Below are 14,440 nucleotides of genomic sequence, written 5' to 3'. Positions count from 1 at the left end.
TAGATAAATCAGAATTGATATAATGTGTCAGGTGTTTAAAGAATGATAATGAGTAAATTTTTCAACACATGGTGAAAAATATAAAATAAAAATCTAAAAAAATAATGGAGAATTTTCTTTGTATTTTTTTCTTTTACAAGCTATTTTTTTTAAACAATTGTTTATCGATTGATAGTAATTATCAATATATATCAATGATTTTTGACTGTTGTGAAATCCCTTAAAAAAATGTAATTTTACCCATCTTTTTTACAAACAAAATCTAATAAAAAAAATGAATACAGAACAGTTTGTGAGCCGTCACATTTCTATTAATGAAGCCGATAAACAGGCGATGTTGGAAAGAGTCGGCGTTTCAAGTATCGAAGAGTTAATTTCTCAAACCATTCCTTCTTCTATCCGTTTAGAAAAAGACCTTGATATCTCAGAACCGCTTTCAGAATATCAAATGCTCATTCATTCAAAAGAATTAGCATCAAAGAATACTGATTATACCAGCTATATTGGTTTTGGATACCATAACACGCTTTTGCCATCGGCTATTCAAAGAAATATTTTTGAAAACCCAAGTTGGTATACAGCGTACACTCCTTACCAGGCAGAAATTGCTCAGGGAAGACTGGAAGCACTATTGAATTATCAGACTGTTGTATGTGATCTTACAGGATTTGCATTAGCTAATGCTTCGTTGTTGGATGAGTCTACAGCTGCTGCTGAAGCAATGCATATGTTCTTTAACAACAGAACAAAGGATCAGAAAAAAGCAAATGCAAATAAATTCTTCATCTCTGACCTTGTATTGCCTCAGACTATTTCAGTATTAAAGACAAAAGCAGAAGGTTTAGAAATCGAGATTGTAGTAGGTGATCATAAAACTCATGAATTAGATGCATCTTACTATGGAGTTCTATTACAATATCCAGGTAAAAATGGTGTTGTATTGGATTATACTGAGGACATCGTTGAATATAAAAAATTAGATCTTCAGGTTGCCGTAGCTTGTGATCCTATGGCTCTGGTTAAATTAAAATCACCAGCTTCAATGGGAGCTGATTGTGCAGTAGGAACTTCACAGAGATTTGGTATTCCATTAGGTTATGGAGGACCTCACGCAGCTTTCTTCTCTTGTAAAGAAGATTATAAAAGAGATATTCCGGGAAGAATCATTGGAGTTTCTCAGGATATGTATGGCAGACGTGCTTTAAGAATGGCTCTACAAACAAGAGAGCAGCATATTAAGAGAGAAAAAGCTACATCTAATATCTGTACAGCTCAGGTTCTTTTAGCTGTAATGGCAGGAATGTATGCTGTTTACCATGGCCCGAAAGGATTGAATTATATTGCTGATCAGATTCACTTTAAAGCAAATGCTTTAAAAGGAGGTCTTAAGGCATTAGGTTATCAGACTGTGGAAGAGCCTATCTTCGATACCGTAAAAATTACAATGAGTGAAGAGGAAAAAGGAAGATTATCAAGAATGATGCTTGATCATAAACTTAATCTGAACTATTTCACTGAAGGAGTTGTAAGTATTGCAATCAACGAAAGTACAACATTGGAAAAATTGAATATTCTAATGGCTTCTTTCGCTCAGTTTAAAGACAAGCAAACTTTCAAATTAGAAATAAAAGAAGGATACAGTATTCCTGAAGAGAATTTGAGAAAAGATGAAATTCTTACAGAAGAAGTATTCAACAAATACCATACGGAAACAGAATTGATGCGTTATATCAAGCGTTTGGAGAGAAAAGATTTATCACTGACACATTCAATGATATCTCTTGGTTCTTGTACGATGAAATTGAACGCGGCAACTCAAATGTTACCACTTTCTTGGGATAATTGGGGAAGTGTTCATCCATTTGTACCAGTTGATCAGGCTGGAGGGTATCAGGAAATGATCCGTGAATTAGAAAAAGACTTAGCTAAAATTACTGGTTTTGCAGGAACATCTCTTCAGCCAAACTCTGGTGCTCAGGGAGAATATGCAGGATTAATGGTAATCAGAGAATATCATATCTCAAGAGGAGAAGGACACAGAAATGTAGTGTTGATTCCTCAATCTGCACACGGAACAAACCCAGCTTCTGCTGCTATGGCTGGAATGAAGATCGTTGTTGTTAAAAATCTTGAAAACGGAGAAATCGATTTCGAAGATTTAAAAGCTAAAACAGAACAACATTCTGAAAACCTATCTTGTGTGATGATCACATATCCGTCAACTTACGGATTCTTTGATGCTAATATTATTGAAATTACGAATTTGATTCACCAGCATGGTGGACAAGTGTATATGGATGGTGCTAACATGAATGCTCAGGTAGGATATACAAGTCCTGGAAACATCGGAGCGGACGTTTGTCACTTGAACCTTCACAAGACTTTTGCTATTCCTCACGGAGGTGGAGGCCCTGGAGTTGGTCCGATCTGTGTTGCTAAGCACTTAGTACCATTCTTGCCAACCAATGCCAATATTAAAATTGGTTCTAAAGAAGCTATCGAAGGTATTTCAGCAGCTCCTTACGGTTCAGGACTGATCTTAAATATTTCTTATGCATATATTAAAATGCTGGGAACATCAGGTTTGAAAAAAGCAACTGAGCATGCTATTTTAAATGCAAATTATTTAAAAGAAATCTTAGCTGAGCATTTCCCTATTTTGTATTCAAATGAAAATGGAAAAGTAGCTCACGAATGTATCGTAGATTTCCGTCAGTTTAAATCATTAGGAATTGAAGTGGCTGATGTAGCGAAGAGATTAATGGATTATGGTTTCCATGCACCTACGGTATCTTTCCCTGTTGCAGGAACATTAATGATTGAGCCTACTGAATCTGAAAGCAAGTCAGAAATTGACCGTTTTGCAGAAGCATTGATTGCTATTAAAAAAGAAATTGATGAGATTGCTAACGGAGAGGTAGATGCAACAAATAACGTACTTAAAAATGCTCCGCACACAGAGCAGGTTGTGATTTCTGATTCATGGGATAAACCATACAGCAGAGAAAAGGCTGCTTATCCACTTGATTGGGTGAGAGAGCATAAATTCTTCGCTTCTGTTTCCAGAGTGGATGAAGCTTATGGAGATAGAAACTTAGTATGTACTTGTGAGCCGATTGAAGCTTATATGTAATAGAAAGTTTTAAACTATAAATATAAAACCCACTCAGTAGTTGAGTGGGTTTTTGTTTACATTTTCTAATGTTTCCTTCTTGTTGAGGTATACGCTATAAGAAGCGCTATTGCCATAATACTGAATGTAATAATAGAGGTTATTTCAATTGCATTTTGGCTTTCATTACCTGAGTAGTTGTTATTGCTTTTTTCACAAGAAAATAGAAATAACATTGTCACTAATAGACAAATAGAGGGTAGTTTTTTAATCATGTGTATAGATGTTTGGTTATTAGTGATTTATCATCAATAAATATGCCGAATGAGAGTGAATTATTTTAGAGTTATATGCCTTGAATAGTACATCGCTCTAAACTATAGCTGTGCAGCTATTTTTTTATTTTAAAAAAAATAATCCCTCCCAAATTTTCGACAGAGATTATGTGTTTTTATTTGCTGGAATTATCTGGTTAGAGGAACTATTACTTCATTTATGTTCTGGCCTTTATATTTTAGCAGACTGTGTTTCTGCTTCTAGTTTTTTGATCAGATTTCCTTTAACTACTGTAAGTGCATGATCTTTAGCTTCGGCAAAAGAAATATTATACTGTCTGTCAATATGTTTTAAATCCTCAGGAAACTTTGATAGCAGATTGTCGTAGAAGGTATCCAGAAACTCCTTTGAAGGCATTTCGTAATTAATTTTTAATTGAAATCGTCTTAAGAGGGCAGTGTCAATAATTTCCGGATGATTGGTTGCGCAAAGTAATAATGCATTTTCAGGATAATAATCAATCAGCTGGATCAAAGTGTTAACGAGCCTTCTCATTTCTCCAACATCTTTATCGTCACTGCCTCGTGCTTTTCCGATCTGATCCAGCTCATCAAGAAAAAGAACAGATCTTTCCCTGCTCGCTTTATCAAAGATCATTTTAATATTCTGTGATGTTTCTCCGATACGCGAAGAGACAATGTTACTAAGGTTCAAAATAATAATACTTTTACCAAGTGCATTGGCAATAGCTTTTGCAGTCATTGTTTTTCCACATCCTGAACTTCCCTGAAGGAAGACCTTATTATTTACCGGAAGACCATATTCCTGAAGTTCTTTAAGGTAAGTGTGCTCCTTGATGAGTTGGACAAATTGTTTTCTATTGGCTTCTTCAAGAAATACATCGTTGAGGGTAACTTCTTCTTTGTCCTGGATAATAAGGTTGTACAAATTCATGATTTTGAATAATTTTAAGATGTTTCCTTTCGAGCACTGAACGGAATAACAAAGATAAAGATTTCGAAACCTATTAAAAAGTCTCTATTGTTACAGAGTTAACATTTTTTCAAATTTCTTAAGGTGATCAATATCTGAAAAATCAATGAAGAATTCCTGTTGCCAGGTTTTCGTTTTTTCGGCTTGCTTGTTTTGTGGAGTATCCCAGTTCGGATATAGTCTAAATCCTCTCTTGCCTTCTTTTGTAGCATTGGTTAAAATACATTGTTGATCCAATACTATTTTTGGAAAAAAGAAAAAACCAGACCTATTATTAAGTTCGGTATAGATGATATAAAAGTCGAAATGATCTGAAGTCGTGAATGGCTCTGTTTGTTTTGTATTTGGATTTCTTTTCCATAACGTGACAAACTGACCTGTTTTCTTAGGTGTAATCTTAGCCTTTCTGAATTTGATATTGTATTGATTAAGCTGGAAGTTATATCCAAGATATTCTTCGCATTCTAAATCGGTATGTAGGTGGAAAATAATGTAATTCAGCTGTTTGAATACTGAATTTTGAAGAGATATGAGTTCTTTGATCATTTGATTTATGTTTGGGGCTCTTTTACTCCTTGGGAGCAAAAGAGCGGCGATCTGATTTCAGATGGCAAACATAAACAATACAAATTAATATAAATAGTCTAAGCTGAATGTAGCTTGAAGTTTTTATTAATTTCTTTCTCTTCTAACCGTTGTAAAATAAGAAGCGAATACTACTATACATGTTGCGATAAAAGCGTAAGTTACCATTTTTGTTTTTTTTAAATTTTAATTGTACTTTCTTTACTAATTTTCTAATTGCAATATTACAACTCTCAAATGACATGCCAAATAGAATAATTGTGATGTTTATCAGGTATTTAGGTGTGTTTGTTGTGTTGTTTTGATGATTAATTGTTTACATTAATTTAATATATTTTTGAAAAAATATATGTATTATTATTATCTTATTCGTAAAAATTATTAATTTAATAATGAATTTCCATTCTGTATTTAAAGATTGATAAAAGGAATGCTATGCATATGATCGTAAAGTGCGAAATTAGATAAGCCACTTAAAAGTGATAAATTGAAAATTAAATATTAATAAAATTTATTTTTCAAACTACTTAAAAAAGAATTCATTACGAAGATTTAATAATTGGAAAAATCTGATCTAAATAATGACTGTCACTTTTACTACTTTTGTGGCTAAAGATATTTTTATGGGACGAAGTTATATTTATCTCTTTTTAGCAATTGTTTTTGAAATCATCGCTACAACATTTCTAAAGAAATCTCAGGAGTTTTCGAAACTGCTTCCTTCAATAATAACTATTGTGGGATATGCTGCAGCCTTTTATTTTCTGAGTCTTACACTTCGCCATGTTCCAATAGGAATAGCATATGCTATTTGGTCTGGTGTAGGTATTATATGCATTACTATCATTGGCGTTGTTGCTTTTAAGCAGGTTCCTGATGTGCCAGCGATCATAGGAGTTATGTTGATCGTGATTGGAGTGATTATAATTAATCTTTTTTCAAAGATGGGAACTCATTAGGTGCTGTTTGGTGTCTAAATCCCAGACTAGATAGGAATCAATGACAAGTTTGGTGAAATGAAATAGGAAGTAAAAGGTAAAAATCTTTGATTTTTGAAGCTTATGTTTTCTTCTTATGTAGTAAGAATTAAGCTTAAAGCAAGTTAAGTTTTAAAATTTTATAATTGTTGTTCTAAGTTGAGATTGCTTCACATTCGTTCGCAATGACAGAGTGTTTAAAAGGCTTTTGTAGCTTTTGACTATGTCGAACTTTCGGTTTGTCGTTGAAATTAACAAGGTAGTTCTTTTTATACCAATGTTCTTGATACATTTTTTACTTTGCTTCTAAAACTTACAGTAAATCGATATGAGTTGACTAAAAGCCTATAGTGCTACGTCACTTCGAGTAGATTTTGAAAAAATCGTATCGAGAAGTTTGACAATTGATTAATACATTCTGAATTTTAAGCCTCGTTCATAATATTCGTGGTCTCAAACCCTACACTGTATAATTTAACTTTCTATTTTCATTTGTTCAATAAGCTCCAGTCTCTTTACAATACTTTCTTTTTGTAATATAGTTCCAGGAGATAATACAGCATTAGCACCTATTCTGGAATCGTCGCCTATGAGTGAACCAAATTTGGTGGTTTGGGTTTTGATGAGTTGATTGTTGAAAAGAACAGAAATCTCTTTGTCTTTTCTTTCATTATAATGATTAGCACAAATAGAGCCAGCTTCAAAATTGATCCTGCTACCAATAATACTGTTACCAATATAATTAAAATGGGCAACAGCAGTTTCATCGGAGATAATACTTTGTTTAATTTCACTTCCGGGTCCAATCTTAACATGCTTTCCTATAACAATGGGGCCTCGAAGATAAGCGTTGGCTCCTATGAAAGAATTTTCGCCGATAATTATTCGTCCCTTCATAATAACATTCTGTTCTATGATAGCAGTTTTATGCACAGCAATATCACCATCAATTGTATATTCATCACTCAGATAATCAAACTTCTCTTTTATAAGGTCATCCAAATTAGTGATGATTTCCCAGGGAAGAAGATAAGTGTTTGAATTAAAAGACGAAAAGTTATTGATGAAGTCGTTGATATTAATCATTACCAGAAATGTTGTTTAAGAGCAGACAAATTTAAACATTAATCTAATCTTACCTCAAAATAAATTAAGACAGATTCGCTGATGGGTGAAAATAAATAATTAAACCTACATCTATTAGGATTCATAATAAAAAGCTGAATAGATGTAGGTATTATGGTATGATAGTGATTAAAATTGTATTTAAATAAGAAAATTTTAAAACAAGAAAAATCAATAATAAATTACGCTGTTATGATATCCTGGGTAATTTGTTTTTGTTTCCAGTGTTCGGCTCTCTTTTCGTACAAAAAGAATTTTCCTAATTTATATTTGAATTGTAAATAACCACGGAATTCAACTCCTTTGAATATTCTGTGTGAAATATTTGAATTTTCTTCTAAACTCTGATGAATAGCATTGCTGAATACAGTAGGACCTGTAGTAGCGTGGATATCGTGAGGATATCGGTGGGTTTCAATATTGTCGAGTATCAGATCAAGTGTTTTTTTAAGGAAAGGATGGTTCTTATTAAATATAAGTGCCCACTGTACATATAAACCTTCATGTCTTTCTCTGCTGATTACTGCTTCATCATCTTCATTGATTAACTCTTTAAGAGGTCTTGTAATAGCGCTGTCGATGTCCAGATAGATTCCTCCTTTTTTATATAGGATGGCATATCTGAAAAAGTCTGCTTTGGCAGCTCCAATAGTTAATTTATTATAGTTTTCAATATATTGTGGTGGAAATTCTTCTGTTATGAATTTTTCAATATCCTGATCATCATAAAAATGATATTCATATTCTGGATTTTTTCTCTTCATCCGCCAGATGTACCATTGGGTTAGTAACGGAAGTTTTTTAGACTTAAAAGTCTGAAATATTTGTTTAGGAATGGACATAATTAAATAATTAACAGGTTTAGATAATACATAATAATTCAACCAGCCACTATATTTTTAGTGGCGATATAAGTATTTATGCGAAAAATTAAGCTGTGTTGGAGGTTTGATAATAATTTAGCCGGTAGGTTAAATTTTGAATGGATAAAAATTTAATTATTTAGTTTTTGGCTTCCCAAAAGGATTGTATGAGATCCCTATATTGAAGTAAAAAGCCGGTTTGGCAGTGGTTTCAAAAATATAATCCCTGAAAGATTCTTCTTTATCAAATATCCTGGCTCTGGGCATTATTCTAACTCCCGTTTTTAATGTTCCAATAAAATTAGATCCTAAATTATGTTCATAAATAGCTCCTGAATTAATTTCCAGTTGTCTGAACTCATATCTTCTGTCAGAACGGTATAGATAAAAAGAGTTATTATCCATCTCTGTCCCAAGGGAAATTCTTCCATTAGAAAACACATCTTTTCTCATCATGATCTTTTTGGGAAGAATGACATCGGCTACCCAGCCATTATCGAATTTATATTCATAAGTGAAAATCGGAAGCGCAGGAACTTGTGTGCTTGGATCAATCATTATGGCGATACCCAATGTCATTTTAGTTTTAGCATTTGCTTTTAATATCAAAGCACCAGTAAGCATTCCACGGACTCTTTCAAAATGATCTTCACTTCCATCTACGGATGCTGTCGCGGAATAGATAGCAATCTTATTGAACAATTTTGAGATATGGGTAAGGCTTAAAGCCTCAGAATGATAGTGAAAATCCCCTTGGGTATTTTCCTCCGGGAAAAAAAAGGTGTTGTTTTCCGCATTCATTGAAGTGTAACGGTAATTGAGGGCTGCATTCAGGATCCATTTTTTATGTTTAATGAAATAGATATTTGCATTAGCTTTTAACTGTTGAAAGCTTTTGACTTTATTTTCAGGTTGATTAACTCCTTGTAATGAAGAGGTGTATTTATAAGGAGTTGTAACTGTGTATTCCAGATTGAAATCCCGGGTTTGTGGAAATTTATCGGTAACAAAAGCGATGACTTTCTGAGGTATACTGTCTCTTTTCTGTGCGGAAACAATAGTCTTAAAAGGAAGTATTGCAAAAGGTACAAGAGCTTTTCGAAGGTTTTTCATAAGTTATTTTAGTGAATTGATTGTTGATTGGAAAAAATTGAAAATGAATATCCGATCATAAAATATTTCAAGACTGTTTTCAATGATAAAATCAATATGATGATTCATCGTATTTCTTGTGTCTTCTTCTACAAAAACAAACCACATTTCCTGTAGCTGATGTTGTTGTTTAAATTCTTCACACTGATATAGGTCTACTGGCGAAGAATGATTGAGGTCATAAAAAAGAATTCCTTTTTTTATCCCATTTTCTTCTATGATGTTTATGGAGTGATGGATACTGTTGAAAATTTTTATATCCGGATTATAACACTCAATAAAATGATGCAGATCAATCAACTGAATTACTTTCTCTTCCTGTTGTGAATCGGTCATAAAAAAGCATTCCAGTGTGATCTGTTCTGTTAGCTTTTGAAAAACGGTTAAGTCCATAAATGATAAAATATACAGGACAAAGAAATATAGAATAGGAAGGGACTTCGTTTTTTTTATACCAAATCCAGTAGATATTATACCAAATCCCGTTTTGGAAATTCGTATAATAAACCCCGGATTTCGTATAATTTTCTACATCTTGTCTTGAATAGTACTACTTTTGTTGTTCGTTGTAATGATATGAAATACAGTTCGCAGGGATTGAAAGATGTTTTCGTTATCGATTTTCTTGTAGAAGACCGGTATAAGCTCTTGAGGCATTTAGTCTTTCTCATTTTCTTTTTCGGATTGCTATATAATGCCAGTTTTTGGCATGTGTTTGCCGAGGACTATCAGTATTATGTTTTAGGCTACATCTATGTATGTTTGCTTATTATGGTGTATATTAATATTTATATTCTGGTTCCATTGTTTTTCTTCAAAACCCATTATATAGCCTATGTGATTTTGTTAATATTACTGGGAGTGATAGGACTAAAGGTTATTGGATATGGATTTAATCATTACTTTTTAGCACACAGAATTATTGAAATACCAAAGAATAACAAAGGGGGGCTCTATGAAGGGGTGATGATGTGTATTCCTATCATACTTACCACAACCACAGTAAAGCTTCTTCAGAAATGGACGAAAGACAATAAGAGAATTGTAGAATTAAGTAATCTTACCTTAAATATGGAACTCAATGAGCTCCGGAATCAGATGAATCCACATTTTCTATTCAATATGCTGAATAATGTGAAAGCATTGATCAGGACTGATCCGGAAAAAGCATCTACAGTCATTGTTAAACTATCTGAATTCCTTAGGTATCAGTTGTATGAAAATGGAGAAGAAAAAACATTGCTGGTTTCTGAAATTGAATTTTTGTCAAACTTTCTCAATCTGGAAAATATAAGAAGAGAAAATTTTTCATTTGAGATTCATAGTGAAACAGATAAAAGACTTTTGAATAGTACTTTTATACCACCTAATTTATTTACTTCTTTTGTAGAAAACGCTGTAAAGCACAGTGTAGATATTAGTGGAGAAAAGTCCTGGGTTAAGATACATATTGAAATCCAAAACCAGAAACTTCATTTCTTGTGTAGCAATTCTCAAAATCCAGATTTTCCTATTTCCAGTGTGAATTATAGTGGTCTCGGTTTGGCGAATATTAAAAGAAGACTTGAACTTTTATATAATGATACCCATCACTTAAATATAACTTCCACAGAAAAAGAATATACTATCAAATTAACTATACCTGTATGAATTGTATTATCATAGATGATGAACCTTTAGCAAGAGCAGAAATGCATTCTCTGATCCATGAAGTTTCCAAAATGGAAATTCTTGGTGAATTTTCTAATGCGCCTTCAGCATTGGATTTTCTTAAAGACAATTCAGTTGATTTGATATTTCTGGATATTGAGATGCCATTGATGAACGGATTGGAATTTGTAGAAATGCTTCCGAAACATACCCTGATAATCTTTACAACTGCCTACTCTCAATACGCTTTAAAAAGTTATGAATTGGAAGCAGTAGATTATTTACTGAAGCCTATTGATAAGCAACGATTAAAGAAGGCTGTAGAAAAGGCGATTCTTTATGCCGAACTTTTATCAACGGATACGATAAAAAATACGGTAGAATCTAATACAGTCGACTTTTTATTTATCAAAGCCGAACGAAGATTCTACAAAATCAGTTTTGCAGATATTAAATATATAGAAGGCTTAAAAGATTATGTTGTTATTCATACTCAAAATCAAAAATTGATTACGGCGATGAATCTCAAAACGATCCATCAAAAAATCTCATCCAATTCTTTTATACGAGTCAGTAAATCGTATGTTGTTAATATCGATTATATTGATTCATTTGATAATCACAATATTTATATCGGGGATTCCGAAATTCCTATTGGTGAAGTTTACAAATCAGATTTTTTTACAAAGTTTGCAGGAGGTTTGCTGAACCCGGATAATTAAGCTCTTCTTTTATCGGATTTATTTCTTTTTCCCAATAAACCGTATAACAGAGCCTGTACCATTATGGTATAGACCTTCCTGAAGTTCTATCTCTGTTTCAGCTAATTCTATGATTTCATAATCAGGGAAATCTGCCTTAATTTCTTCAATAGAAAAAAGAGAATCTATATCTTTTGGTCCACCTACTTTTTCATTTCGGATAATATATTCCAAATGATTTTTACTGAAGGCTTCAAATATAATGTATCCTCCTTTACGCAGGTACTGATTGAGAAGCTGATGTATAGATGATTTGATATTTGCCGGAAAGTGGGCATAGATAAGAGCAATCGCATCAAATTGTTCCTTGTGAAAATGCAATGTACTTAATTCTCCAACCTGGTAATCAATATGTACATTGTTTTTTTGTGCTAATTGTAATGCCTTATTTTTTCCTTCCGAACTAATATCAAAGGCAGAAACATTCCATCCCAGTTTTGCTGCAAAAACTGCATTTCTTCCTTCACCTTCTGCTGGAAAAAGAATAGAGCCTATAGGAAGCTTTGTTAATTGCTCTTTTAAGTATTCATTGGGTTCCGTACCATAGGCAAATTCATCATTGCTATATCGGTCATTCCATCGGTTTAGCCAGCTATTATCAGTCATTATATTGTTATTTAGTTTTGTTGGATGAGCTATTTTGTACAATGCAGTTCCAGATCAAAGATAACAACATTTCCTGATTGATAAATTGTTGATTAAATGATATTTATTATGTTTTAGTTTTAATAAAGTTTTTGGTCTTTTTCACAATAGAAGCTGCGTCTTTTTCCACGACCGGTTTGCTTTTTTATTAATTTAAGTCCGCATTTTGGACAAATACTTTTGGTATGGACCTGCCAATGCTTTTTCAGAACAAATTCTTTTTTCCATTTTAAAAACTGGAAACTGTAATTCCGTGCTTCAGTAATGAGTTCTTTAAGTTTCTTGAGAGGAAGGTTTTCTATGGGGCTTTCCGGTTGTACTCCGATTCTGAAGAGCACTTCATTTTTAATAATATTTCCAACTCCCGAAAAAATATCCTGATTCATCAAAGCATCACAAACCATCATGTCTGGATTGTTTTTTAGCTTCTTTTCGGCTTTTTTAGGATCCCATTGATCACTCATTACATCAGCTTCCCAATCGATGGTTTCCAAAAAATCTGAGTCTACGATTTTTACAGAACAGGTATAGAAGTACATGCTTCCTTTTTTGAACTGCAATGCTAAGCGCAAACTTGTATCCGGTTTTGTCTGTTCATTGATACTATAGGAGCCGAACATAAGCAAATGAATACGGATACTTGCTGTATCAAAAATAAGATAAGTTTGCTTTCCGAAAGTTCTTATTTCAAGTAAGGTTTTTCCTACAAATGGTTCCTTTTCAAATTTAGCATTTCCCCAGGCTATAGTAACTTTCATACCCACAAATTCCTGCAGGCTTTCTTTCATAATAAGTATAGATGGACCTTCTGGCATAGCTTTAATTTTCTATAAAAATTCAAATAGTATTCCGTAAAAGTAAAATTTGAAGTAATTTTGAAAAATGATGAATTTAAATCAGATTTTCACAAATCAACGTACAGGAAATAATCCACATACTATAGCTTCCAGAACAGATTTTCAGAGGGATTTTGACAGAATTATTTTCTCTGCTGCTTTTAGAAGATTGCAAAATAAAACGCAGGTTTTTCCACTTCCCGGAAGTGTTTTTGTACATAACCGTTTGACTCATTCTTTAGAAGTTTCATCAGTTGGAAGAAGTTTAGGAAGTATAATCGGGGAATTTATTTCTGAAAGTTTTAAGAGTGATCTTACCGAAGATTCTAAAAATTTTTATCTGCATAATTTAGGTAATGTAATAGCGGCAGCATGTCTATGTCATGATGTAGGAAATCCGGCATTCGGACATTCAGGCGAAGATGCCATTGCAAGTTATTTTGAAAGAAATGAAAGAGATTTAAAACCTAAATTTTCTGAAAAAGAATGGGCAGATCTTGTAAATTTTGAAGGAAATGCAAATGCCATAAGAGTATTGGCACACCAGCAGCAGGGAAAGGACGAAGGAGGAATTCAGCTTACATTGACAACATTAGCAAGTATTGCAAAATATCCTTGTGAAGCCATTGCCCGACAAAAAGGAATTATCCACAGAAAAAAGTTTGGGTTCTTTCAAAACGAAAAAGAAACTTTTTTAGAGATTGCAGAGAGAACCAATTTGATCTGTGAGAGCCACGAACCTCACATATTTAAAAGACACCCGTTTGTTTGGCTGGTAGAGGCTGCAGATGATATCTGTTATAATATCATCGATATGGAAGATGCGCATCGATTGGGAATCGTTTCAACAGCAGATTGTGAGAACCTGTTCTTCGAACTGATAAAATCTGAAAACCCTGATACAAAAAGGGTAAAAGAGAAGCTAACATCTATATCCAATGATAATGAAAGGATCTCTTATCTAAGAGCAAAAGTTATTAATGCCTTGATCAATAAATCAATCGAAACCTATAAAGATAATTTTGAAACGATCCTTCAGGGGAATTTAGATAAAGCATTGCTTGATATTTTTAAATCCAATAATAAGACGCTTCAGGATATTGAAAGTTTCTCCATTGAAAAGATCTACAACCATAAAGCGGTTGTGGAGATAGAAAATGCCGGCTATAATGTAATGTATGAATTACTAGATCATTTTATTCCTTCTGTTCTTAAATCTAAAGACGAAAGAAAGTCTTATGATAAAATGGCATTGAAGCTTCTTCCGAATCAGTTTTTATATGAAAACGGGACTGAGTATCAGAAAGTACTTGGAGTCATTGATTTTGTTTCAGGAATGACCGATAATTATGCTACTGATCTTTATCGAAAAATAAAGGGAATCGATATAGGAATGACAATGTAATTTTAATTGGATTGGGAGATAACAAATCAGTATCTTTTACGACTAATCGATTAAAAATTA

Annotated in this window: 13 protein-coding genes; 5 read left to right on the top strand and 8 right to left on the bottom strand. The window is 33.0% G+C overall.

From position 1 onward, the window contains the following. Window positions 1–274: 274 nt before the first annotated feature. Window positions 275–3,133 (top strand): aminomethyl-transferring glycine dehydrogenase, encoded by a 2,859-nt coding sequence (gcvP, locus tag JHL15_RS14975; protein ID WP_200247001.1) that lies wholly within the window; start codon window positions 275–277, stop codon window positions 3,131–3,133. A 486-nt stretch (window positions 3,134–3,619) separates the two neighbouring features. On the opposite strand, the gene JHL15_RS14970 is transcribed toward gcvP, so the two are convergent. Beyond that, window positions 3,620–4,342, bottom strand: coding sequence for an AAA family ATPase (locus JHL15_RS14970; protein WP_200246999.1), 723 nt, complete (start codon window positions 4,340–4,342; stop codon window positions 3,620–3,622). A 90-nt stretch (window positions 4,343–4,432) separates the two neighbouring features. Next, window positions 4,433–4,927 carry a MepB family protein gene (locus JHL15_RS14965; RefSeq protein WP_200246998.1) on the bottom strand — a complete coding sequence of 165 codons (495 nt, stop codon included), beginning with the start codon at window positions 4,925–4,927 and terminating at the stop codon, window positions 4,433–4,435. Window positions 4,928–5,589: 662 nt separating this feature from the next. Here JHL15_RS14965 and JHL15_RS14960 point away from each other — a divergent pair. Beyond that, window positions 5,590–5,925 carry a DMT family transporter gene (locus JHL15_RS14960; RefSeq protein ID WP_200249181.1) on the top strand — a complete coding sequence of 112 codons (336 nt, stop codon included), beginning with the start codon at window positions 5,590–5,592 and terminating at the stop codon, window positions 5,923–5,925. Between the two features lie 492 nt (window positions 5,926–6,417). On the opposite strand, the gene JHL15_RS14955 is transcribed toward JHL15_RS14960, so the two are convergent. The 4 genes from JHL15_RS14955 to JHL15_RS14940 all read right to left on the bottom strand — a co-directional run bounded on the left by JHL15_RS14955 (window position 6,418) and on the right by JHL15_RS14940 (window position 9,476). Then, window positions 6,418–7,029 carry a DapH/DapD/GlmU-related protein gene (locus JHL15_RS14955; protein WP_200246996.1) on the bottom strand — a complete coding sequence of 204 codons (612 nt, stop codon included), beginning with the start codon at window positions 7,027–7,029 and terminating at the stop codon, window positions 6,418–6,420. Window positions 7,030–7,250: 221 nt separating this feature from the next. Then, window positions 7,251–7,910 (bottom strand): glycosyltransferase family 32 protein, encoded by a 660-nt coding sequence (locus tag JHL15_RS14950; protein ID WP_200246995.1) that lies wholly within the window; start codon window positions 7,908–7,910, stop codon window positions 7,251–7,253. A 156-nt stretch (window positions 7,911–8,066) separates the two neighbouring features. Beyond that, window positions 8,067–9,044, bottom strand: coding sequence for a DUF6268 family outer membrane beta-barrel protein (locus JHL15_RS14945; RefSeq protein ID WP_200246994.1), 978 nt, complete (start codon window positions 9,042–9,044; stop codon window positions 8,067–8,069). 3 nt (window positions 9,045–9,047) lie between these two features. Next, window positions 9,048–9,476, bottom strand: a complete 429-nt coding sequence (locus tag JHL15_RS14940) for a hypothetical protein (RefSeq protein ID WP_200246993.1) — start codon at window positions 9,474–9,476, stop codon at window positions 9,048–9,050. A gap of 183 nt (window positions 9,477–9,659) precedes the next feature. On the opposite strand from JHL15_RS14940, the gene JHL15_RS14935 reads away from it, so the two are divergent. After that, on the top strand, window positions 9,660–10,733 hold the full coding sequence (locus tag JHL15_RS14935; RefSeq protein WP_200246992.1) for a sensor histidine kinase: 1,074 nt from the start codon (window positions 9,660–9,662) through the stop codon (window positions 10,731–10,733). Next, window positions 10,730–11,455 (top strand): LytR/AlgR family response regulator transcription factor, encoded by a 726-nt coding sequence (locus JHL15_RS14930; protein WP_200246991.1) that lies wholly within the window; start codon window positions 10,730–10,732, stop codon window positions 11,453–11,455. The genes JHL15_RS14935 and JHL15_RS14930 overlap by 4 nt, the downstream gene beginning before the upstream one ends. Before the next feature lie 18 nt (window positions 11,456–11,473). Here the strand turns inward: JHL15_RS14930 and JHL15_RS14925 are convergent, their stop codons facing one another. After that, window positions 11,474–12,100 (bottom strand): class I SAM-dependent methyltransferase, encoded by a 627-nt coding sequence (locus JHL15_RS14925; protein ID WP_200246990.1) that lies wholly within the window; start codon window positions 12,098–12,100, stop codon window positions 11,474–11,476. 119 nt (window positions 12,101–12,219) lie between these two features. Further along, window positions 12,220–12,954 (bottom strand): DNA-formamidopyrimidine glycosylase family protein, encoded by a 735-nt coding sequence (locus tag JHL15_RS14920; protein WP_200246989.1) that lies wholly within the window; start codon window positions 12,952–12,954, stop codon window positions 12,220–12,222. 70 nt (window positions 12,955–13,024) lie between these two features. Here JHL15_RS14920 and JHL15_RS14915 point away from each other — a divergent pair, with 70 nt between their 5' ends. After that, a complete protein-coding gene (locus JHL15_RS14915; RefSeq protein ID WP_200249179.1) occupies window positions 13,025–14,380 on the top strand; it encodes a deoxyguanosinetriphosphate triphosphohydrolase in 1,356 nt (451 codons plus the stop codon). Window positions 14,381–14,440 lie beyond the last annotated feature (60 nt).

Source organism: Chryseobacterium paridis, from assembly GCF_016595215.1.
GTDB classification, from domain to species: Bacteria; Bacteroidota; Bacteroidia; order Flavobacteriales; family Weeksellaceae; genus Chryseobacterium; species Chryseobacterium paridis.
Note: the sequence above shows the minus strand (reverse complement) of the source record. Positions and strands in the feature narration are given on the sequence as shown.